Origin of the sequence: Micromonospora sp. DT15 (genome assembly GCF_049841475.1) — a bacterium.
Classification (GTDB): Bacteria; Actinomycetota; Actinomycetes; order Mycobacteriales; family Micromonosporaceae; genus Micromonospora.
In genome coordinates this window covers 72,075-94,866 of record NZ_JBNCKJ010000012.1, presented here as the reverse complement: position 1 = coordinate 94,866, position 22,792 = coordinate 72,075, and the positions used below count along the sequence as shown (strand labels likewise).

General features: G+C 70.5%; 18 protein-coding genes. 11 read left to right on the top strand and 7 right to left on the bottom strand.

The genetic code is table 11. The features are described from left to right. Positions 1–32: 32 nt before the first annotated feature. The 8 genes from ACLQ3F_RS25040 (at position 33) to ACLQ3F_RS25005 (ending at position 10,263) form a co-directional block, all read left to right on the top strand. Positions 33–842: a metal-dependent hydrolase gene (locus tag ACLQ3F_RS25040; protein WP_238672615.1), complete on the top strand. Its 810-nt coding sequence runs from the start codon at positions 33–35 to the stop codon at positions 840–842. A 71-nt stretch (positions 843–913) separates the two neighbouring features. Further along, positions 914–1,807, top strand: coding sequence for an amidohydrolase family protein (locus ACLQ3F_RS25035; protein WP_425851908.1), 894 nt, complete (start codon positions 914–916; stop codon positions 1,805–1,807). 482 nt (positions 1,808–2,289) lie between these two features. Then, the gene (locus ACLQ3F_RS25030) at positions 2,290–3,321 is read left to right on the top strand and encodes a LacI family DNA-binding transcriptional regulator (RefSeq protein WP_357207158.1); all 1,032 of its coding nucleotides are present in this window, start codon (positions 2,290–2,292) and stop codon (positions 3,319–3,321) included. 76 nt (positions 3,322–3,397) lie between these two features. Then, entirely contained in the window at positions 3,398–4,702 is a 1,305-nt protein-coding gene (locus tag ACLQ3F_RS25025) for an ABC transporter substrate-binding protein (RefSeq protein WP_425851746.1), read from the top strand. A gap of 69 nt (positions 4,703–4,771) precedes the next feature. Further along, positions 4,772–5,740 (top strand): carbohydrate ABC transporter permease, encoded by a 969-nt coding sequence (locus ACLQ3F_RS25020; RefSeq protein ID WP_357260446.1) that lies wholly within the window; start codon positions 4,772–4,774, stop codon positions 5,738–5,740. A gap of 1 nt (position 5,741) precedes the next feature. Continuing rightward, complete coding sequence (locus ACLQ3F_RS25015; RefSeq protein WP_357194323.1) at positions 5,742–6,629, top strand: carbohydrate ABC transporter permease; 888 nt, start codon at positions 5,742–5,744, stop codon at positions 6,627–6,629. Beyond that, positions 6,626–8,857: an alpha-xylosidase gene (yicI, locus tag ACLQ3F_RS25010; RefSeq protein ID WP_425851743.1), complete on the top strand. Its 2,232-nt coding sequence runs from the start codon at positions 6,626–6,628 to the stop codon at positions 8,855–8,857. The genes ACLQ3F_RS25015 and yicI overlap by 4 nt, the downstream gene beginning before the upstream one ends. Next, positions 8,854–10,263, top strand: coding sequence for a GH1 family beta-glucosidase (locus tag ACLQ3F_RS25005; RefSeq protein WP_425851741.1), 1,410 nt, complete (start codon positions 8,854–8,856; stop codon positions 10,261–10,263). Before yicI ends, ACLQ3F_RS25005 begins: the two co-directional genes overlap by 4 nt. A 131-nt stretch (positions 10,264–10,394) precedes the next feature. Here ACLQ3F_RS25005 and ACLQ3F_RS25000 read toward each other — a convergent pair whose 3' ends face one another. Both ACLQ3F_RS25000 and ACLQ3F_RS24995 read right to left on the bottom strand, forming a co-directional pair. Then, positions 10,395–10,988 (bottom strand): nucleotidyltransferase family protein, encoded by a 594-nt coding sequence (locus ACLQ3F_RS25000; protein WP_425851739.1) that lies wholly within the window; start codon positions 10,986–10,988, stop codon positions 10,395–10,397. Between the two features lie 239 nt (positions 10,989–11,227). Continuing rightward, positions 11,228–12,907: a bifunctional 3'-5' exonuclease/DNA polymerase gene (locus ACLQ3F_RS24995; protein ID WP_425851737.1), complete on the bottom strand. Its 1,680-nt coding sequence runs from the start codon at positions 12,905–12,907 to the stop codon at positions 11,228–11,230. 150 nt (positions 12,908–13,057) lie between these two features. Here ACLQ3F_RS24995 and ACLQ3F_RS24990 point away from each other — a divergent pair, with 150 nt between their 5' ends. Both ACLQ3F_RS24990 and ACLQ3F_RS24985 read left to right on the top strand, forming a co-directional pair. After that, a complete protein-coding gene (locus ACLQ3F_RS24990) occupies positions 13,058–14,764 on the top strand; it encodes an ABC transporter ATP-binding protein (RefSeq protein ID WP_425851906.1) in 1,707 nt (568 codons plus the stop codon). Positions 14,765–14,814: 50 nt separating this feature from the next. Further along, on the top strand, positions 14,815–16,506 hold the full coding sequence (locus ACLQ3F_RS24985) for an ABC transporter ATP-binding protein (RefSeq protein ID WP_425851905.1): 1,692 nt from the start codon (positions 14,815–14,817) through the stop codon (positions 16,504–16,506). Positions 16,507–16,512: 6 nt separating this feature from the next. Here ACLQ3F_RS24985 and ACLQ3F_RS24980 read toward each other — a convergent pair whose 3' ends face one another. From ACLQ3F_RS24980 to ACLQ3F_RS24960, 5 genes are read right to left on the bottom strand one after another with little or no spacing between them, the layout of a single operon-like run. Then, on the bottom strand, positions 16,513–17,442 hold the full coding sequence (locus ACLQ3F_RS24980; RefSeq protein ID WP_354878666.1) for a carbohydrate ABC transporter permease: 930 nt from the start codon (positions 17,440–17,442) through the stop codon (positions 16,513–16,515). Continuing rightward, a complete protein-coding gene (locus tag ACLQ3F_RS24975; protein ID WP_354878663.1) occupies positions 17,442–18,350 on the bottom strand; it encodes a carbohydrate ABC transporter permease in 909 nt (302 codons plus the stop codon). Before ACLQ3F_RS24975 ends, ACLQ3F_RS24980 begins: the two co-directional genes overlap by 1 nt. Positions 18,351–18,368: 18 nt before the next feature. Beyond that, on the bottom strand, positions 18,369–19,805 hold the full coding sequence (ngcE, locus tag ACLQ3F_RS24970; protein ID WP_357260452.1) for an N-acetylglucosamine/diacetylchitobiose ABC transporter substrate-binding protein: 1,437 nt from the start codon (positions 19,803–19,805) through the stop codon (positions 18,369–18,371). Positions 19,806–19,831: 26 nt separating this feature from the next. Beyond that, a complete protein-coding gene (locus ACLQ3F_RS24965; protein WP_091403970.1) occupies positions 19,832–20,581 on the bottom strand; it encodes a sugar isomerase domain-containing protein in 750 nt (249 codons plus the stop codon). Continuing rightward, complete coding sequence (locus ACLQ3F_RS24960; protein WP_425851734.1) at positions 20,578–21,540, bottom strand: MurR/RpiR family transcriptional regulator; 963 nt, start codon at positions 21,538–21,540, stop codon at positions 20,578–20,580. The genes ACLQ3F_RS24965 and ACLQ3F_RS24960 overlap by 4 nt, the downstream gene beginning before the upstream one ends. 204 nt (positions 21,541–21,744) lie before the next feature. Here ACLQ3F_RS24960 and ACLQ3F_RS24955 point away from each other — a divergent pair, with 204 nt between their 5' ends. Further along, positions 21,745–22,731, top strand: coding sequence for an N-acetylglucosamine kinase (locus ACLQ3F_RS24955; protein ID WP_425851732.1), 987 nt, complete (start codon positions 21,745–21,747; stop codon positions 22,729–22,731). Positions 22,732–22,792: the final 61 nt, after the last annotated feature.

Below are 22,792 nucleotides of genomic sequence, written 5' to 3'. Positions count from 1 at the left end.
GCGCTCAAGATCCCTGGGGAGGGTGAGCCGAGATGATGGGACCGCAACACGCGCTGTCCGGCGCGGCGGTGTGGCTGGCTGGCTCCTGGGCACTGGAGCAGTTCGCCGACTACCACCAGTCGCCGCTCGCGTTGGCGGTGGGCACCGCGGTGTGCGCCGGCGGCGCGCTCTTTCCCGACCTCGACATGTCGGGCAAGGTGACCAAGAACCAGGGTGGGGCCACCGTGGCCCGTACCTTCGGAGTCTTCTCGCTCTTCGCCGCCGAGGTGATGGAGAAGATCTCCCTCGGGGTCTACTACGCCACGAAGCTCAGCAAGGACCCACGCCGCAACAACGGGCACCGGACGCTCACCCACACGCTGCCGTTCACCGTGCTGGTCGGCTGGGGCACCACCGCCCTCTGCGCCGCGTACGGCAAGTGGGCTGTCATCACCATCCTGTTCTTCATGTTCGGCCTGGCGCTGCGCGGGCTGTTCGACGAGTGGGCCGAACGGGCCGGCTGGGTGATCATCACTCTCGCGTCGGCCGGGGCCGCCTGGTTCACCTTCGCCAACCTGCCGGGCGGACGCGGCTATCCACTGATCGGCACCGCGCTCGGCGTGGGCTGCTTCGTGCACATCCTCGGCGACATGATCACCAGAGCCGGCGTGCCGATCCTCTGGCCGATCCCCATCAAGCGCCGCATGTGGATGATGATCGGCCTGCCGAACAGCATCGCCCTGCGCGTCGGCAGCAAGGCCGAAGTGGTCGGAATGCGCATCGCACTGACCGTCGTCTCCGCGCTCGCCACCGTCGGCCTGATCGCGCCCTCGGTGCTGAGCCGATTCGACATCGACATATGACCGATCCGGTGCCTGTGCCGGCGCCGGTGCCGGTGCCGGTGACTGTGCCGGCTGGCACGGCCGGCGACCATCTGCCGGTCCCACCCGACGCGGACGACGGCGTACCGGAGTTCTGCCGCGCCCTCGGGCTGCCCGGCCTCGCCGACGTGCACGTGCACTTCCTGCCACCACGCCTGCTGCGTCGGGTGTGGGCCTACTTCGACGCCGCCGGACCTCTGGTCGGCACCGAATGGCCGATCCTCTACCGCTGGAGCGACGCCGACCGGGTCGCGCACCTGCGCCGGCTCGGAGTGCGGGCGTTCAGCGCCCTGGCGTACGCACACCGACCGGGCATGGCGGCGGAACTCAACCGCTGGACGCTGGACTTTGCCCGCGACACCCCCGGATGCCTGGCCTCGGCCACCTTCTACCCCGAGCCGGACGCCCCCGAATACGTCGAGGCAGCCCTCGCCGAAGGCGCCCAGGTGTTCAAGCTGCACCTACAGGTCGGTGGCTTCGCGCCAACCGATCCGGCGCTGGACCCGGTGTGGGGGATGTTGTCCGACGCGGGTGTGCCGGTGGTGGTGCACGCCGGGCACGCCCCGGTGGGGACCTCCCACACCGGCCCTGAACCGTTCGCCGCCCTCCTCGCCCGCCACCCTCGACTGACCGCCGTGGTGGCGCACATGGGAGCACCGGACTACCAGGCATTCCTGGACCTCGCCGAGACGTACGAGCGGGTTCGACTGGACACCACAATGGTGTTCACGCCCTACTTCGACCAGTTCGTTCCCTACCCCGCCGAGGAGTTGCCCCGGTTACGCGAGTTGGGGCTGGCCGGCAAGGTGCTGCTGGGTAGCGACTTTCCGAACATCCCGTACCCGTACGCCGACCAGGTGACCGGGCTCGCCCGACTGGACCTGGGCGACGACTGGCTACGCGCCGTCTGCTGGAACAGCGCCGCCACCCTGTTCAACCTGCCCTGACCCTCGCCCGCCGCGCCCCGCACCCCGCACCCCGCACCCCGCACCCCGCACCCCGCACCCCGCACCCCGCACCCCGCACCCAAGATCGTGCTCGATCCTTGATGTAGTGGCCTCCACGACAATCCAAGGGACTACATCCAGGATCGAGCACGATCTTGCCGCCGCACCGCCCGCCCACCCCCTTGACCGGTGGCCAAGATCCGCGCAACTACCCGGAAGTTGCCGCCTCCGGCGAATGTGAGGCAGCAACATCCCCGATGTTGCGCGGATCTTGGCCGCGACCGCCCTGCGCGACTTACCGATCGACAGCGGCACGGCGCGGACCGGCGGGGCTCCGCGCGTCCCTGAATTCTTTTCGACATCGGCTATTGACGTCGCCGTAACAGGTGGCCTAGCGTCCTGTCGAACCGCTTCGTCGAAACGCTTCGACGAAGTTCGGGAGCGGTCCCACCCCAGGCCGGAGGAGGTGCGCGGTGGCCACCATGCACGACGTCGCCCGCCTCGCACAGGTCTCGGTGAGCACCGTCTCGTACGTGCTCACCGGCACCCGGCCGATCTCGCAGGCCACCCGTAACAAGGTGCTCGCCGCGATGGCGCAGCTCGACTACCAGCCCAACGCGATGGCCCGCGGGTTGGCCAGTCGCCGCAGCCGGATCCTCGGCCTGCTGATGCCGATGGACGAGCGTGGCCTGGGCGCCACCGAGACCGCGTTCGTCACCGGTGCCGCCGCCGCGGCCAGCGTCGCCGGCTACCACCTGGTGCTCTCGCCGGTCGGTGGGGGCAACCTCGACGACCTGCGTCGGCTGGCCAGTCAGCGGATGCTCGACGGGGTCGTGCTGATGGAGGTTCAGCTGGCTGACGAGCGGGTCACTGTGCTCCAGGAGGCGGGGGTGCCGCTGGTGCTGATCGGCCGCACGGGCGACACCAGCACGCTCTCCTACGTCGACATCGACTTCGACCAGACCGTCCGGGAGGCCGTCGCGCACCTGGTCGGGCTCGGGCATCGGCGCATCGTCTACGTCAACCACTCGGCCGCGACGTTGGCCAGCGGTTACGGGCCGGCGTTGCGTACCCGTGACGCCTTCACCGCGGCGATGACCGGGCACGGCCTGGAGCCGGTGATGATCGCGGCCGAGGACAGCGCCGCCGGCGGGCGGGCCGCCCTGGCCGCCGCGTTCGCGCAGGCCCCGGAGCTGACGGCGGTGTTGGCGATGAACGAGACGGCGATCTTCGGCATTCTCGGCGAGCTGACCGGCCGCGGGTTGTCAGTGCCCGACGACGTCTCTGTCGTCTCGATGGTCACCTCGCCGCAGGTCGCCGAGCTGGCCACCCCGGCGTTGACCGCTATGACGTCACCCGGTTCGGCGCTCGGCCGGATCGCGATCGAGGCGCTGACGCGCCAGCTGGATGGCCCCGCTGACCTTCGTCACCAGCAACTGCTGCCGTGCGCGTTGGAGGTCCGTGGGTCGACCGCCGTGCCCCGAAGCCACCAGCTGATGGGGGCCGATCAGTAAATGGCCCGCCGCCGCGCTGCAACGCGACGACGGGCCCCGTGAAGTACCGGCTAGATACTCAACGAGGAGGATGCTAATGCAGCGATTCCACCGGCTCGTCGCCGCGATCGCCCTGGCGGCGATGGCGACGACCACCGTGGCCGCGTGCGGCGGTGGTGACAGCGGGGACGACAGTGACGCCAAGACCCTCAAGCTCTGGCACTACGAGAGCGAGAACAGCGCCATGGGGGTCGGCTGGGACCGGGCGATCGAGATCTTCAAGTCCGAGCACCCGGGCGTGGAGGTGCGCTTCGAGCGCAAGGCGTTCGAGCAGATCCAGCAGAACGCCGGCATGATCATCAACTCGTCCGAGGGCCCGGACATCATGGAGTACAACAAGGGCAACGCGACCGCCGGGCTGCTCTCCTCCCAGGGCCTGCTTGCCGACCTGAGCAGCGAGGCCGACAAGCGCGGCTGGGCCGGCAAGCTCAGCCCCAGCCTGCAGACCACCGCCCGGTACAGCGACAAGGGCGTGATGGGCTCCGGCAAGTGGTTCGGTGTGCCGAACTACGGCGAGTACGTCACCGTCTACTACAACAAGGACCTGTTCGAGAGCAACGGCGTCAAGGTTCCGACCTCGATGGCGGAGATGACCGCCGCGATGGACACCTTCGTCGGCAAGGGCATCACCCCGCTGGGCATGGCGGGCGCCGAGTACCCGGCCGGGCAGCTCTTCTACCAGCTCGCCCTCTCCAAGGGCGACCGGCAGTTCGTCGACAACTACCAGCTTTACAAGAACCCGGTCGACTTCAAGGCCGACCCGCTCAAGTACGGCGCGGACACCTTCGCCCAGTGGGTGCAGAAGGGCTACGTCGCGAAGAACTCGGCAAGCCTCAAGGCCGAGGACATGGGCACCGCCTTCATCGGCGGCAAGGTTCCGATGATCGTCTCGGGTAGCTGGTGGTACGGCCGGTTCAAGACCGAGATGAAGGCCAACTGGGACACCTTCCTCTTCCCCGGCAACACCCTGCAGGCCGGCTCCTCCGGCAACCTCTGGGTCGTCCCGGAGAACAGCAAGGCCAAGAGCCTGGCGTACGACTTCATCGACATCACCCTGCGTCCGGAGATCCAGGACCTGATCGGCAACAACGGTGGTGTTCCGGTCGCCGCTGACGCGTCGAAGATCAGCGACCCGAAGGACCGCAAGCTGATCGAGGACTTCAACACGGTCAGCAAGTCCGACGGGCTCGCCTTCTACCCGGACTGGCCGGTCCCCGGCTACTACGACGTGCTGGTCTCCGGCTTCCAGGGTCTGATCAACGGCTCGAAGTCGCCCGACCAGGTTCTCGACACGATCGCCAAGCCGTACGCCGATGGCGTCAAGGAGATCACCGGCAAGTGACACGGCGAGCGGCGGGCGCGACCGGCACGACCGGTGCGCGCCCGCCCGCCCCGCCGGGAAGGATCTTCCATGGCAGTCTCCGAGACGGTCGCCGCCACACCGCCGGCCGCGACCCCCACCCCGCCCGCGCCCAGCCGCAGACGCCGCGGCCGCAACGCGGCGTACTGGCTCTACCTGCTCCCCGGAGCGGTGCTCTTTCTCCTGGTCATCGGCGCGCCGCTGGTCGGCACCCTCTACCTGTCGCTGACCAAGTGGTCCGGCATCGGCGACCCCCGGTGGGTCGGCCTGGACAACTACCGGCAGTTGCTCCAGGACGACGTGTTCTGGGCGTCGTTCCGCAACACCGTCTGGATGCTCGTCGCGATGGTGGTGGTGCCCACGGTGCTGGGGCTGCTGCTCGCCGCGGTGCTCTTCGACGTCGTCGGCCGCCGGTTCAAGCCCCGCACCGCCGCCGCGCTACGGGCCGCGTTCTACCTCCCGCAGGTGCTGCCCGTCGTGGTGGCCGGCATCGTCTGGGGCTGGATCCTGCGCCCCGACGGCGCGTTCAACAGCCTTCTCGACGTGGTCGGTCTCGGCGCGTTACGCCATGACTGGCTCGGGGACCCGGGCACCGCCCTGCCGGCCGTGATGGCCGTGATGATCTGGGTGCAGATCGGCTACCCGGTGGTCGTCTTCATGGCGGCGTTGCAGCGGGTCGACCCCGAGCTGTACGAGGCGGCCGAGGTCGACGGCGCGAACTGGCTGCACCGGTTCCGGGCGATCACCCTTCCGCAGATCCGGCCGGAGACCTTCGTGGTGGCCCTGACCTGCACCATCGCCGCGTTGAAGGTGTTCGGGCCGATCTTCGCGCTGACCCGGGGTGGTCCGGACAACGCGACGAACGTGCCGAGCTACTTCGCCTATTACACGTTCTTCAAGAAGCTGCAGGTTGGCTACGGCTCCGCGATCTCCACGGTGCTGACACTGATCATCGTGGTGGTGGCCGGGGTCTTCATCTGGATGCAGGCCCGCAGCGAGCGCCGGGACCGGGGGTTCTGACATGGCCGTCACGCTCACACCGAGCCCGGCGGCGGTGACGCCGGCCCGGCCCGTACGCGATCGACACCACCGTGGCGTCAGCCGCTGGGTGGTGCTCGCCCTGGTCACCCTCGGCGCGCTCGTGATGCTGGTGCCGTTCGCGTTCATGCTGCTCAACGCGTTCAAGTCGCCCGGCGACTACTCGTCGGGCGGCCCGCTGAGCTGGCCGACGGAGTTCTACACCAAGGGTCTGCGCACGTACTGGACCGCTGTCAACTTCCCGCTGAAGTTCTGGAACTCGGCGGTCATCGCCGGCTCGGTGGCAGTGCTCGGCGTCGCCGTGTCACTGCTCAACGCGTACGCGCTGGGCATCGGCCGGGTCCGGGGCCGGCTGTGGATCGTGGGTCTCTTCCTGCTGGCCAACATGCTGCCGCAGGAGGCGCTGATCTACCCGCTGTACTACGCGGCGAAGCAGGTCGGCCTCTACAACACCCAGCTCTCGGTGATCATCATCTTCACCGTGATCCAGAGCGCGTTCGGCACGTACCTGCTCGCCTCGGTGATGGGCACGTTCCCGCGCTCGCTGCTGGAGGCCGCCGCGCTGGACGGCGCCGGCAAGTGGACGGTGCTGTGGCGGGTGGTCTTCCCCAACCTGCGGCCCACCCTCGCGGTGCTGCTCATCTTCTTCTTCATCTGGACGTGGAACGAGTTCCTCATCCCGCTGGTCATGCTGATCGACAACCAGACGCAGACCATTCCGGTCGCGCTCGCGTCGTTGCAGGGCGACCGGCTGATGGACGCTCCGACCACCAACGCCGGCGCGCTGATCAGCCTGGTGCCGGCCATCCTCTTCTTCCTCATCTTCCAGCGCACTCTGGCGCGCGGCATCACGGCAGGAGCCGAGAAGTGAAGTTCACCGACGGGTACTGGCAGCTGCGCCCCGGCGTCAGCGTCCTGCGCCCCGGCATCGTGGAGTCGGTCGAGCCGGACGAGCGCGGCTTCACCGTCTTCGCACCGACCGGTCAGATCACCGGCCGCGGCGACACCCTCAACCGCCCCCTGGTCACCGTCCGGTTCTTCTCCCCCGCCCCCGGTGTCATCGGCGTGACCATCGCCCACCACACCGGAGGGTTGCCCCGCGAGCCGCACTTCGGGCTGAGCACCGACGACACGCACCCGGTCACCGTCGACGTCACCGGGCTCAGCGCGACACTGACGACCGGCGAGCTGACCGCGCGGGTCGCGCTCATCGACGGGTGGCGGGTCGACTTCCTGCACGGCGACCGGTTGGTCACCGCGTCCACCGCACGCAGCATCGGCGTCGTCACCGACGCCGAGGGCCGCCGGCACGTACACGAACGGCTCGCCCTCGGTGTCGGCGAGACGGTGTACGGGTTGGGCGAGCGCTTCGGCCCGTTCGTGAAGAACGGGCAGACCGTCGACATCTGGAACGCCGACGGAGGCACCGCCAGCGAGCAGGCGTACAAGAACGTGCCGTTCTACCTGAGCAGCGCCGGCTACGGGGTCTTCGTCGACCACCCGGAGCACGTGTCGTTCGAGGTCGGCTCCGAGGTCGTCGCTCAGACCCAGTTCAGCGTCGAGGGCCAGTCGCTCACCTACTACGTCATCGACGGACCCCACCCGAAGGACGTGCTGCGCCGCTACACCGCCCTCACCGGCCGTCCGGCCCGGATCCCCGCCTGGTCGTACGGCCTCTGGTTGTCGACCTCGTTCACCACCTCGTACGACGAGAAGACGGTGACCGAGTTCGTCGACGGGATGGCCGAGCGGGGTCTGCCGCTGTCGGTGTTCCACTTCGACTGTTTCTGGATGCGTCAGTTCCACTGGGTCGACTTCATCTGGGACCCGGCGACCTTCCCCGACCCGGAGGGGATGCTGCGCCGGCTGCACGAGCGCGACCTGAAGGTGTGCGTCTGGATCAACCCGTACATCGCGCAGCGCTCGTACCTCTTCGAGGAGGGCCGCGAGGCCGGTTACCTGGTCCGCAACCCGGACGGTTCGGTCTGGCAGTGGGACAAGTGGCAGGCCGGTATGGCGCTCGTCGACTTCACCAACCCGGACGCGGTCCGCTGGTTCACCGGCAAACTCAAGGCCCTGCTGGACATGGGCGTCGACTGCTTCAAGACCGACTTCGGTGAGCGCATCCCGACCGACGTGGTGTGGCACGACGGCTCGGACCCGCAGCGGATGCACAACTACTACTCGTACCTCTACAACAAGGCCGTCTTCGAGCTGCTGGAGACCGAGCGCGGCGAGGGCGAGGCGGTGCTGTTCGCCCGCTCGGCCACCGCCGGCGGGCAGCAGTTTCCCGTGCACTGGGGCGGCGACTGCGAGTCGACGTTCGGCGCGATGGCCGAGTCGCTGCGCGGCGGGTTGTCCCTGGCGGCCTCCGGCTTCGGCTACTGGAGCCACGACATCGGCGGCTTCGAGGGCACTCCCGACCCGGCGGTGTTCAAGCGGTGGGTCGCCTTCGGGCTGCTCTCCTCTCATTCCCGGCTGCACGGGTCCGGCTCGTACCGGGTGCCGTGGGCGTACGACGAGGAGTCCGTGGACGTGCTACGGCACTTCACCCACCTCAAGCTCGGCCTGATGCCGTACCTGGCAGCCGCCGCCCAGGAGGCGCACCGCGACGGGACGCCGGTGATGCGCCCGATGTTCCTGGAGTTCCCGGACGACCCGGCGACGACACACCTGGACCGGCAGTACATGCTCGGCCCGGACGTGCTGGTCGCCCCGGTGCTCAGCGCCGACGGCGACGTCACGTACTACGTACCCGCCGGCACCTGGACGCACCTGGTCACCGGCGCGCAGGTCACCGGCCCGGCCTGGCTGACCGAGAAGCACTGCTTCGACAGCCTGCCGGTGCTGGCCCGACCGGGCGCGGTCATCCCGTTCGGCTCGCGCACCGACCGACCGGACTACGAGTGGGCCGACGATGTGCGGCTGCGGGTGTACGCACCGGCCGAGGGGCAGCGGACCCGGGTACGGGTACCGTCACCCGGCAACGGGCCGGGCGCCGAGTTCGACGTGCGCTACGAGGGTGGGACGGTCAGCGCCGAACTGGTGGCCGGCACCTCGACGGGCTACATCTGCGAGATCCAGGGGACGGAACGATGACGCAACACCACTTCCCGGAGAGCTTCGTCTGGGGCTCGGCGACGGCCGCGTACCAGATCGAGGGCGCGGCGACCGAGGACGGGCGCGGACCGTCCATCTGGGACACCTACAGCCACACACCGGGTCGAACCCTCAACGGTGACACCGGTGACGTGGCCGCCGACCACTACCACCGGTGGGCCGACGACCTCGGGCACATCGCCGACCTGGGGCTCGGTGCGTACCGGTTCTCCATCTCCTGGCCCCGGGTGCAGCCGGGCGGCTCGGGCCGGTTCAACCAGGCCGGCATCGACTTCTACTCGCGGCTGGTGGACGGGCTGCTGGAGCGGGGCGTCCGCCCGGTCGCCACCATGTACCACTGGGACCTGCCGCAGGAGTTGGAGGACGCCGGTGGGTGGGCGGCGCGGGAGACCGCGTTGCGCTTCCAGGAGTACGCGGCGGGCATCGTCGGTGCGCTGGGCGACCGGGTGCACACCTGGACGACGCTCAACGAGCCGTGGTGCTCCGCGTACCTGGGCTACGCCTCCGGCGTACACGCGCCGGGTCGGACCGAGCCGGCGGCGGCGCTGGCCGCGGTGCACCACCTCAACCTCGCGCACGGGCTGGCCGGTCGGGTGGTCCGCGAGCTGGCCCCCTCCGCCGAGCTGTCGGTGACCCTGAACCTGCACGTCATCCGGGGTGCGTCAGACTCGGCCGCCGACCAGGACGCGGTCCGGCGGATCGACGCGTTGGCGAACCGGGCGTTCCTCGGCCCGATGCTGGACGGGGAGTACCCGGCCGACCTGCTGGCCGACACCGCTTCCGTCACCGACTGGTCGTTCGTGCGCGAGGGCGACGAGAAGCTGATCGCGGTGCCGCTGGACGTGCTCGGGGTCAACTACTACTCCAGCACCCTGGTCCGGGCGTGGGACGGGGTGTCGGCCCGCTCCGACGCCGACGGGCACGGCGCGTCGACCTCGACGCCGTGGGTCGCCGCGGAAAACGTCGACTTCCTGCCGCAGCCCGGCCCGTACACGGCGATGGGTTGGAACATCGACCCGCCGGCGCTGACCGAGCTGCTGCTGCGCCTCCAGCGCGAGTACCCCCACCAGCCCATGATGATCACCGAGAACGGCGCGGCGTTCGACGATGTGGTGTCGGCCGACGGCCGGATCCACGACGACCGGCGGATCGACTACCTGCGTCGGCACATCGGCGCGATGGCCGACGCCCGCGCGCAGGGCGCGGATGTGCGCGGCTACTTCGTCTGGTCGTTGCTGGACAACTTCGAGTGGGGCTACGGCTACGACCGTCGCTTCGGCATCATCCGGGTCGACTACGACACCCAGGTACGCACCTGGAAGGACAGCGCCCACTGGTACCAGCGTCTCGCCGCCACCGGCGAGCTGGACCAGGCGGCGGAGTAGGCACCGCCGGGCAGCTCCGCAAGGAGGCTGCCCGGCAACCCGCCCACCCTCACGCGATCTTGCACTTTCTGCACCGACATGCGGGGCATCCCACGCGTATCGGCGACAGAAACTGCAAGATCGGCGCGGTCCTAGACCCCGACGCGCTGCGGCGGGACGGTGAGCCCGTATATCTCCATCAGCTCCGGAGTGTCGACCCGGCTGCCGTCGGCCACCGAGTCGCAGGCGATGTCGACGATCTGGTCCTTGTGCGCCAACAGGTACGGCCGAGCACCGACGTCGGCGCTGGCCAGGGTCGCGATGCCGGGCCAGTGCCGGCGGCCGAACAGCATCGGGTAGCCGCGCAGACCGTCGTAGGTGGCGCAGACCAGCACGTCCGGGTACGGCAGCGCGGCCACCCGGCTGACCGCCTCGGCGGTCAGGCCCGGCATGTCGACCGGCACCACCACCACCGCTTCGATCCCCTCGTCGTCCATGGCGGCCAGGCCGGCCCGGATGGACGAGCCGACCCCGGTGCCCCACGCCTTGTTGATCACAACGGTCGCCTTGCCCAGGTCGGCGGTTTCCTGGACCTGCTCGGCGGCAGCGCCCAGGACGACCACGATCTGCTCGCAGCCCGCCTCGGTCATCGTGTCGATCATCTGATTCACCAGCGGCTTGTCGCCCTGGTGCAGCAGCGCCTCGGGACCACCGATCCGTCGTCCCCCGCCTGCGGCGATGATCATTCCTGCGATCCCGTTCAGCTGCGCCCCCTCAAGCATGGGAGCGACCGCGACCGATCCGCCCCCTCCTACGGACACTGCAACGAGGAGCGCCAGCCAGGGGTGGCGGGGCGAAAAGGAGAAATAGCACAACCGTTATACACCGGACCGCAGCCGCTCCGCCCCGCTGCCACCCCTGACGCGTAGGTCGGGAGGGCTCCTGGAACCTACTCCCCGTCACTTGATCATGGCGCGAGCACGGGTCAGGCCGCGTCGGCGTAGCAGTCGACGATGGACAGGTCCAGTGGGAACCGGACCGGCGTCGCACCGAAGAGCAGCGCGGAGGCTCGCTCGCCCGACCGGTTGACAGCCTCGGCGACCGCGTCCGCCTGATCGGCCGGCGCGTGCACGACCACCTCGTCGTGCTGGAAGAAGACCAGCTCGGCGTCGGTGCCGGACAGCTCCGTCCGCAGCGTGGCCAGCAACGTGGAGGCCCACTCCGCCGCCGTGGCCTGGATGACGAAGTTGCGGGTGAAACGGCCCCGGGACCGGGCGGCACGCGCCCGCGGACTGTGCGGATCACCCGCCCGCTCCGGGTCGGCGGGCTCCTCGTCGAGATCACCGAACCCGACCGAGCCGGGCGGACACGTCCGCCCCAGCCACGACCGCACCAGCCCACCCGTCTCACCGGTACGCGCCGCCGCCTCGACGTAGCCGAACGCCGTCGGGTAACTGCGCTTCAGCACCGCCAACGCGGGCACCGCGGCCCCGCCGGTCTGCCCGTACATCGCGCCGAGCAGGGCCACCTTGGCCTTGGCCCGGTCACCGCCGAACGAGTCCCGGGCCAGGGCCGCGTAGAGGTCGCCGGCACCACCCGCCGCCGCCAACCGCGCGTCGCCGGAGACCGCGGCCAGCACCCGGGGCTCCAACTGGCCGGCGTCGGCGACCACCAGCCGCCAGCCCGGATCGGCCACCACCGCCCGTCGGATCACCTTGGGAATCTGCAACGCGCCACCGCCCCGGGTGGCCCACCGGCCGGAGACGACCCCGGCCGGCACGTACTCCGGTTGGAACCGGCCTCCACGGGCCCACTGATCGAGCCAGGACCAGCCGTGCGCCGTCCAGATCCGGTACAGCTCCTTGTATTCCAGCACCAGCGGCACCGCCGGATGGTCCACCCCGCGCAGCACCCAGGCCCGGGTGTTGGGCAGCTCCACCCCGGCCCGAGCGAACGCCTTCAGCAGCTCCGCCGGGGAGTCGGTGTGCAGGCCGCGTACGCCGAGCGCGTCGGCGATCCGGGCGGCCAGCTCGGCGAGTCGGCGTGGCGGACCACCGACCGGGGACGCCTCCCCGAGCAGCTCGTGCAGGATCTCGTTGTGCACGTCGGCCCGCCAGGGCAGCCCGACGACACCCATCTCCGCCGCGATCAGCGCGCCGGCCGACTCCGCGGCCACCAGCAACCGGAACCGGCCGGGGTGCTCCGTCGCGGCGACGCGGGTGAGCTGGTCGGCGTACACCTGGGTCAGTGCCTCGATGCCCGGGCCCGGCGGACCGGGCAGGGTGTCGAAGAGCGCGCCCTGCCCGTGCCCGGGTGGCGCTGCGGCGCGCGGCGGCGGGTCGGGCGGCACCGCCGCGCCGGTCAGCCGGGCCCAGGCGGCGGCCAGCGAGCGGGGCTCACCCCAACGGCCCACGTGCCCGAGCAGCAACGCCTCGGTCAACTCCACGTCGTGACACCGATCGACCCGGACGCCGGCGCGCAGCAGCGTCGGGTAGAGCGCCGTGGCGGTCGACCAGACCCAGCGCGGGTGCTCGGCGGCCTCGCGGGCGGCGACCGCGGCGACCAGATCGGTGACGACCTCGGGTCGGCCGGTCGGCCGGCCGGTGGCGTCCAGCGGGCACAGCACTCCCCCACCCCGCTCGTCGGACACCACCGCCACCAGCACGAACGTGATTCTGCCTCTCCCGTCCGACAGGAACGGAGGCGCACCTCACCGTCGTCGGGCCGGTGGGCTGTCGGGGCCGGTCGGTAGCGTGATCAGGTGCCTCCGCAGATCCCGCATCCCGATCCCGGCACCCCCGACGCCCGCGGTCCGATGCGCTACCTCTGGTGGCTCGTCCGCTGCCAACCCTGGCGAGTGCTGCGCGGCAGCCTGATCGGCACGGCCTGGATGATCGGGCTCTCGGCCCGGCCCTACCTGATCGCCCGCGCCGTCGACGACGGGCTGCGCGAACGCGACACCCAGGCCCTGGCGCTCTGGGTAGCGGCGATCGTCGTCGCGGGCGTGGCCCTGTCCTACCTGGGCATCATGCGGCACCGCACGATGACCTTCATCCGGGAGGACGCCAAGGCCCGCTCGGCGGAGGTTCTGCTGCGCCACCTGTCCCGCATCGGCGCGGTGCTGCCCCGCCGGGTCGGGGCCGGCGAGGTGTCCACCATCGGCGGCTCCGACATCGACTGGACGGCGCAGGTGCTGACGCTGACCGGGCCCGGCGTCGGCGCTGTCATCGCCTACGGGGTGATCGCCGTGGTGCTCTGGTCGGTCTCCCCGATGCTCGCGCTCTGCGTGCTGGTGGGGGTGCCGGTGGTCGGTCTGATCGTGGGGCCGCTGCTGCGCCGCCTGGAGCAGGTCGAATCGGTCTACCGCCGGCAACAGGGCGCGCTCACCGCCCGATCCGGTGACATCGTCGCCGGGCTGCGGGTGCTCGCCGGGGTGGGCGGCCGGGACCTGTTCGCCCGGCGGTACGCGGCCCGGTCCCAGGAGCTACGCGCCGAGGGCTACCGGGTCGGCGCGGTCAACAGCTGGATCGACGCGGCGACGGTTGCCATCCCCGGGTTGTTCCTGGCGGCGGTGGTGTGGCTGACGGCCCGGATGGCGGTGACCGGCGACGTCACGATCGGCGAGTTGGTCGCCGTCTACGGCTACGTGGCGACCCTGATCGTGCCGGTCTGGTTTCTGCTGGAGGGCAGTTACCAGCTCATTCGCGGCCGGGTCGCCGCCCGACGGATCGCCGACCTGCTCAACGTGACACCGGACGACGTCGGTGGCCCGGGCCGCCGGTGGCCGGGCGCCGTGCCCGAGGCACGCCGGCCGGACGACCTGGCCGGGCCGGACGACCCGGCCGACCTGCACGACCCGGTGACCGGCCTGACCGTGCGCGCCGGCCACCTGACCGGGGTGGCGGCGGACGACCCGGCGGCGGCCGTGGCGTTGGCCGACCGGCTCGGCCGGTACGTGGCCAGCGACGTCACCTGGGGCGGCGTGCCGCTGCGCGAGGTCGCCCTGGACGAGGTCCGCGCGCGGATCCTCGTCGCCGACCACGACTCCTACCTCTTCGCCGGCACCCTGCGCGACATCCTGCGAGCCGGGGCCGACGACGATGACGAACGGATCGGCGCGGCCCTGCGGACCGCATCGGCGCAGGATGTCGTCGACGCCCTGCCCGCCGGGCTGGACACCCCGATCGACGCCCGAGGCCGGACGCTCTCCGGCGGTCAACGCCAACGCCTGCGCCTGGCCCGGGCGTTGAGCAGCGAACCGGAGGTGCTGATCCTCGTCGACCCGACGTCGGCGGTGGACGCGCACACCGAGGCGCGGATCGCCGAGCGGCTGCGGGTCGCGCGGGCCGGGCGGACCACAGTGGTGATCGCCACGTCGCCGCTGCTGCTCGGCCGGGCCGACGTGGTCGCGCTTCTGAGCGCCGGCCGGGTCACCGCCACCGGCAGCCACGCCGACCTGCTCGACGACGACCCGGCCTACCGGCACCTGGTGGCCCGCGGCAGCGAGGAGGCGTACCGGTGAGCCGGCTGCCGGTCGCCGACCGTGGCACCGTACGCCGCGCCCTGTGGGACATGATCAGCCGACACCGGCGCGCCGTCGGGGTCGTGCTGGCGCTGCACAGCGCCGCCGCGGTCGCCGGGCTCGCCCCGCCGTGGCTGTTGGGCACCATCGTCGACCGGGTCACCGCGGGCGCGGGCGTGGCGACAGTGGACCGGCTGGCACTGGCCATCGCCGGCTGTGTCGTGGTCAGCGCCCTGCTCTCCCGGTACGCCCAGTACGCCGGCCACCGCTTCGGCGAACGGGCCGTCGCCGAGCTGCGCGAGGAGTTCGTCTCCCGGACTCTCGGGCTGCCCGTCTCGGTCGTCGAGCGTGCCGGCTCCGGGGACCTGGCCACCCGCAGCTCGGTCGACGTGTCGACGGTCGGCACCACCGTCCGGGACGTGGTGCCCACGATGGTCATCGCCACTGTGCAGTTGACGTTGCTGTTCGGGGCCGTCTTCCTGCTGCATCCGCTGCTCGGGTTGGCCGCGCTGGCCGGGCTCCCGTCGATCGTGGCGGTGACCCGCTGGTACCTGCGCCGGGCCAGCTCCGCGTACCTCACCGAGGGCGCTGCGGCAGCCGAGCTGACCGAGACGCTGACCACCACCGCCGAGGGCGCGCGCACAGTGGAGGCGCTGCGGCTGGCCGACGACCGGATCCGGCACGGCACCACCCGCGTCACAGCGGTGTGGCGGGCCCGTCGGGCGACCCTCGCGCTGCGTACCGTGTTCTTCTCGGTCGTCGAGGCCAGCTATCCGCTGCCGGTCGCCATGGTCCTGCTCGTCGGGGGCTACCTGCTCTCCCGGGACATGGTGTCGCTCGGCGCGGTGGTCGCCGCCGCGCTCTACCTGCAACAGGCGATCGACCCGTTGGACCGGCTGTTGCAGTGGACCGAGCAGGCACAGCGCGGCTTCGCGTCGTACGCGCGACTGCTCGGCGTGGGCATGGTCCCGCCGGAAGCACCCGGCACGAACGCCTCGTCACGGGGTGAGCGGCTGGTCGTCAGTGGCGCCCGGTTCTCCTACTCCGACGGGCCGGACGTGCTGCACGGCATCGACCTGGAGGTGCAGCCCGGTGAACGGCTGGCCGTCGTCGGCCCGTCCGGCGCCGGCAAGTCCACCCTGGCCCGGCTGCTGGCCGGGATCGACGCGCCACGCCACGGCGTCGTCACCATCGGCGGCTGCCCGATCACCGACCTCGACCCGGCCGAGCGACGCCGCCGGATCGCCCTGGTCACCCAGGAGCACCACGTCTTCATCGGCTCAGTACGCGACAACCTCTCCTTCGCCGCGCCCGACGCCACCGACGAGGAGATGCGCGCCGCGCTGCTCACGGTGGGCGCCGAGTGGTTCGCCGAGCTCCCCGACGACCTGGACACCCAGCTCGGCGACGGGGCCCGTCAACTCGGTGCGGCCGAGGCCCAACAGCTCGCGCTGGCCCGGTTGGTGCTCGCCGACCCGCACACGCTGATCCTGGACGAGGCGACCGCCGCGCTCGACCCGTCCACCGCCCGCCGGACCGAACGCGCTCTGGCCGCCGTGCTGGTCGGGCGGACCGTCATCGCGATCGCGCACCGACTCAACACCGCGCACGACGCCGACCGGGTCGCCGTGCTCGCCGACGGTCGGATCACCGAGATCGGCAGCCACGACGAACTGGTCGCGGCCGGCGGGGCATACGCGGCGCTGTGGCGCTCCTGGCATACCCCCGTCGACGAGCGGTGAGGCGTCCTACTTCACCGCTCCGGAGGTGAGGCCGGCCTGGATCTGACGCTGGAAGACCGCGTACACGATGATCATCGGGAGGATGGCGATGGTCAGCGCGGCGAACAGCCCGGACCAGTCCGCCTCGTAGCCGGCGTTCACCGAGATGTCGGCGATGCCCTGGGTGAGCACCCACTTGTCCTTGGCGTTGGAGAGCAGCACCAACGGGAGCTGGTACTGCGCCCACTGGCCGATGATGTTGAAGATCGCCACGCTGATCAGGCCCGGCTTCGCCATCGGCATCATCACCTGGAAGAACAGCCGGGTGTGCGAGCAGCCGTCGATCATCCCCGCCTCGGCCACCGACGACGGTAGCGTCTTGAAGAACGCGGCCAGGAAGAACACGGTGAACGGCAACGAGTACGCCGAGTAGACCAGGATCACGCCGGTGTGGGTGTCGAGCAGCCCGAGGTTCTTCACGACGAAGAAGAGCGGCACCAGGGCCAGGAAGACCGGGAAGGCCAACCCGGAGACGAACAGGTAGTAGACCGCCCGGTTGCCCCAGAACTTGTAACGGGCCAGCACGTACGCGGCCATCGAGCCGAGCAGCATGGTGAGGAACGTGCTGCACGACACCACGATCACGCTGTTGATGAAGTAACGGCCGACGTGTGCCTTGGTCCAGGCCCGCCCGAAGTTCTCCCACCGCAGCTCGGCCGGGAGCGTCCACGGGCTGCTGAAGATCTCGCTGGTGTTCTTGAACGCGGCCAGGAAGGTCCAGAGGATCGGCACGATGACGATCACCGCCCACACGGCGAGCGCGACGTGCCCCAGGCCGGCGAAGAGCCGTACCTCCGAGCGAGGGTCCTTGCGGCCCGGCCCGGCGGGGGCGGACGGGTCCCCGGTCTTCGGCGGCAGCGCGGCCGGGGTCGGCGGCAGCGTCGACTGCGGATTCATCAGTACTCCACGCTTTCCCGCTTGGTGAGCCGCAGCGTCAGCGCCGCGAACGTGAGGGTGAGGAAGAACAACGCCACGCCCATCGCCGAGGCGTAGCCGTACTTCGAGTAGACGAACGCGTTGCGGTAGATCTCCATGGCCAGCACGGTGGTGGCGCCGTCCGGGCCGCCACCGTCCACCGAGAGCACCGCCACGATGGCGAACGCGTCGAACGCCGCGATCCCGAGGTACACCCAGGCCACCTGGAGCGTGTCCCACAGCAGCGGCAGGGTGACCCGGAAGAACAGCGTCACCCTCGTCGCCCCGTCCATCTCGGCGGCCTCGTAGATCTCACCGGGGATGGAGGCCATCCCGGCCGAGAAGAGCACCACGTAGAAGCCGACCGCCTGCCAGACCAGCACCGCGAGGATCGACCAGAGGGCCAGGCTCGGCTTGACCAGGAAGAGGATCGGCTCGATGCCGAACTTCATCAACACGCCGTTGATCAGGCCGGACTCGTTCGGCCGGTACACCATCTGGAACAACACCGCGATGATGGCCACCGCCAGGACCTGGGGGAAGAAGAACACCACCCGGTAGAACTTCGCCCCCCAGACCCCCTGGCGTTGACCACCGCTGCTCTTGCCGCCCACGTTGAGCAGGAAGGAGAAGAACAACGCGATGGCAATGGTGATCAGCGGCAGGGCAAGCAGCAGTACGCCGTGGTGCTGGACCGCCTTCCAGAAGGCCCCGTCGTCGAGCAACCTCTGGTAGTTGTCGAAGCCCACCCACTGCGGGGCGGACAGCCCCCGCCAGTTGGTCATCGAGATCTGGAACGCCTGCGCGTACGGCCAGATCACGAATGTCACGTACAGCGCGACCGGGGCGAACAGGAACCCGATCACGAATGGATACTTGCCGTGCCGCATGACCCTAGCTCCGATCGATCAGCGCTTGAACTTGGTGACGGAGCTGTCCTTCTTGATGGCGTCGGCGCGCTTCTGGATCCGCTCCACGAAGGCGTCGGCGTTGATCCGGCCGAACATCAGCTCATTGGTGGCGGTACGCGCCTCCGTGTCGAGCTCCTTGTACCAGCCGTCGAAGTACAGGTTGAACACGTCCTGACCGGCTGCCTTGAGCGCGGCCTGCGAGCTGGCCACACCGGGCGGGAAGGAGAAGCCCTCCGAGCCGGCGGTGACCACGGTCGGGGCCTTGACCACCTCGGTGAAGCCCTTCGCGCCCGCCTTCGACAGCATCTGACGCATGTACTCCAGGCCACCCTTGGGGTTCTTGCTCTTGGCCGAGACGAAGTAGCCCTCACCGGCGGTGGCGCGCAGCGCGGTGGCTGGCAGCTTGTCCGATGCGGTCAGGCTCGGCACCGGCATGAGCTGGTAGTCGAAGCCGGCCGGGGTGTCCTTCTTCTGCTCGCCCTCCAGCCAGTCACCGCTGGGGTACAGGGCCACCTTGTACTGGTTCTGCCGCAGCTGCACGTCGGTGTGCTTGAGGCCTTCGAAGCTCTTGTCGCTGAACTTCGCCCCGACCTCGGCCCACGCCGCGGCCGCCTGCTTCACGGCGTCCTGCTTCCAGGCGCCGTCCTCCAGGTTGTCGATGTTCTTCAGCACGTCCGTGCCGCCGATCTTGGCGGCCTGGGTGAGGATCACGTTCCACTGGTAGTAGGCCGCGTTCGCACCGGCGTAGCCGTACGGGGTGATGCCCTTGGCCTTGATGTTCGTGAGCAGAGTCATGAACTCTTCCCAGGTCTTCGCCGGCGCCCAGCCATTGTCCTTGAACAGCTTGGCCGAGTACCAGATGCCGAAGACCGTGGAGACGTAGTACAGGACGAACGGCTTGCCGTTGAACGAACCGGCCTCGATGGTGCCCGGCACCACCGTGTCGCGGACCTTCTTGGTCGGGTCGTCGACCGACGGCGCGTCCCACAGCTCGGTGAGGTCCTGGAGCTGACCGTCGGCCACGAGCGCGCCGAAGTCCATCAGCTTCTCGCCCGAGTTGTTCACGAACTCCGGCGGGTTGCCGGAGGCGAAGCGCGGCTGGAGCACAGTGGAGACGGCCTGGGTGGCCTGGTGCTTGACCTCGGCCTTGGGGAACGCCTTCTTGTACAGCGGCTCGTGCACGTCGGTGGCGTACTTCTCGCCGTAGCCACCGTTGAAGATGACCACCTCGATCGCGGCGTCCTCCTTGACGCCCAGCGGGTTCGCCTCGCTCTTGGTTCCGCCGGCGACCTGCTCGTTGTCGCCGTCACTGCCGCTGGTGGCGCAGGCGCCGAGCAGGCCGATGGCCGGAGTGGCGAGCATGCCCACGGCGGCGGCGCGACGCAGCACCGTGCGACGGTCGAGTGCGGCCGGGTGTTCGGGGGTAATCGACATCGTCGTATCTCCTTGTGAAATTCGGGTCATGCGGTACGCCGGAGACGTCCGGCGTACCGCGACTCGAGGGCGAGGTTGTGCTCGTCCCCGCCGGGGACGTTGGCGGAGAGGTAGATAGGGGGTACCTCCCCGGCCTGGTGGAACCGTCGTACGACCTCCGCGGTCAGCAACTGCGCCAGCAGCGCCGTGGTGACCGAGGAGACCGCACAGACCGCGCCGCCGCCCTCGAGCGGCAGCAGTGCATCGCCGTACGGCGCGCCGTTGTCCAGCACGACGTCGGCGAGGTCGGCGAGCCGGTGCCCGGACGGGTGCCGTGGCGCCACCCGCGCGGTGTGCTCGACCGAGGTGACCGCGATCAACGGGTGACCGCGCTCGGTGACCAGCGCCGCCAGCTCGACCACCGAGCCGTTGATGCCGGATTGGGACGCCACCACGAACACGTCGCGCGGCTGGGGCGCCGCGAGCGCGTAGATCTGGTGGGCGATGGAGGGATCACGTTCCAGCTTGGGGTCGGCGAGCACGTCACGCGGGGCGTCACCGTGCATCACCAGGTCCCGTACCGAGAGCCGGTTGGTGGGGACCAACCCGCCGGCCCGGGCGACCAGCTCGGCGGCGAACGCCTCCGAGTGCCCGGCGCCGAACGCCTGGAGCACGCCGCCGTCGCGCAGGCTGTCGGCGATCAGGTCGGCGGCCCGGGTGATCCCGTCGGCCTCCGAGTCGAGCAGCCGGTCGAGCACCGGGCGGACGGCGTCCGCGTACCCCTGGGCGCTGATCATGAGTGGGCTCCCTTCGCTGCCTTGTGCCCGTCGACGGCCTGCGCTGTCCGCCGGAAGGCCGCGTGCGCGCGGTCGTGCGTGCGTTGGGCGACGGCGATGTAGAGCAGGTCGAGCACCACCAGTTGGGGGTGCCGGGCGGAGAGCGCGTCCGGCCGGAAGGTGGTCGCCTGGCTGGCGGTGAGCAGGACGATGTCGGCAAGCTCGGCCAACGGGGAGCGGGGAAAGCCGGTGAGCGCGAGCGTGGTGGCGCCCCGGCTGCCCGCCTCGGCGAGCATCTCGATCGTCTCCCGGGTCTGCCCGGTGTGCGAGATGCCGAGCGCCACGTCCCCCGATCGCAGCAACGCGGCGCTGGCCAGCCCCTCGTGCACGTCGTTCCAGGCCCACGCGGCCACACCGATGCGGTGCAGGCTGAACTGCATCTCCTCACCGACCAGGGCGCTGCCGCTGGCACCGAAGATGTTCACCCTGCTGGCGCCGGCGATCGCCACCGCGGCCCGCTCGACCTCGGCGAGATCGAGAAGGGTGGCCGTGTCATGCATGGCCCGGGTGTCGGCCGCCATGATCTGGTCGAGCACGCGGGCGAGCGGGTCGCTCGGTTGGATCTCGCGTCCAATGTCGACTGTCCAACCGGCAGAGCGGGCCCGACCGGTCTCGGAGGCGATGCCCAGTCGCAGGTCGGCGTACCCCTCGAAGCCCATCGCCCGGCAGAACCGGGTGATGGTCGCCGGTGAGGTGCCGCTGCGCTCGGCCAGTTCGACGATCGTCGAGCGGGCGGCGGCCTCCGGGTCGCTGAGCACGTGCTCGGCGACGCGGTGCAAAGCACCGGTCAACTCGCCGAGCCCGTTGCGGACCCTGGCCAGCACCCCGTCGGACGTTGATCCGAGGGCGTTCCGCCGGTCGATCGCATCGGCGTCGACCACCGCGGTCCCCGCAGCGGTGTCCACCTCATGATCAACCATCGACGCCTCGCATTTTCAAAGGACTCTTAACTGTTAGTGGTAAAATTTCTTACTGAACGACCGTCTATGTCAAGACCGTGGGCGAAGTTTTCAAACTGTTACCTGCTGCGCAGCCCTCAGCGCTCACCGCAACTTGCCCCGCACGACCCCGCCGACCAGCATGAACAAGCCAGATCGCCGTTCCGCGCAAGGAGAGTCGTGCCGATGTCCGACAGCGTCGTGGTGGGTCTCGACATCGGCGGTACGTCCACCCGGGCGACCGTCCTCACCCTCACCGGGCGACGCCTCGGCACCGGTCGCGCCGGCGGCGGCAACCCCACCAGTCACGGCGCCGAGCGCGCCGCCGCCGAACTGCTGACCGCGCTCCGCGAAGCGCTCGCCGACGTCGACCCGACGCGGGCCGCCGCCGGCACCATCGGGCTCGCCGGAGCCGGCCGACTGCTCGCCGACCCGGCCGGGCGGGCCGCCTTCGACCAGGCCTGGCACGACGCTGGCCTGCGCTGCCCGTACGAGGTCCACGGCGATGCCCTGGTCGCGTACGCCTCCGGCAGCGCCGCCCCGGACGGAACCATCCTCATCGCCGGCACCGGCGCGATCACCGCCCACGTCCACGAGCTGCGGCTCGACCGGATCGCCGACGGCCACGGCTGGCTGCTCGGCGACGCCGGGTCGGGCTTCTGGCTCGGTCGGGAAGCCGTACGCCGACTGCTCGCCGACCTCGACGCCGGCAGTGCGCTGGGCGCGCTGACCACCACCGTGCTCACCGAGATTCTGGGCAGCGCCGACATCGCCGCCCGCCCCCGGGACACCGTCGACGCCACCATCCAGACGGTGACCCGTCGACCCCCCGTCGAACTGGCCCGGCTCGCGCCGCTGGTCGTCGACGCCGCCACCCACGGCGACCCGGTCGCCACCGAACTGATCACCGACGCCGCCGCGCACCTCACCGAGAGCGTGAGCCGCATCCGCCCCGCCGGGGCTGCCACACCGATCGTGCTCGGTGGCGGCCTGCTCACCGCGGACACCCCGCTCGCCGCAGCCGTCCGGGCCGAGATCGCGCGACACTGGCCGGACGCGCCACTGCGCACCGCCGGAGACGGGGCCGCCGCCGCAGCCTGGCTCGCCGCCCGTGGCCTACCCGAGGTGACCGACCCGGGCGCGCTGCACGCCCGCCTCTTCCCCACCCCCTGAAGCCAACGGCGCGCAGCGCGCCGCCCGCATCGGCACGGCACCTCGCACCCCCGCACCGCGG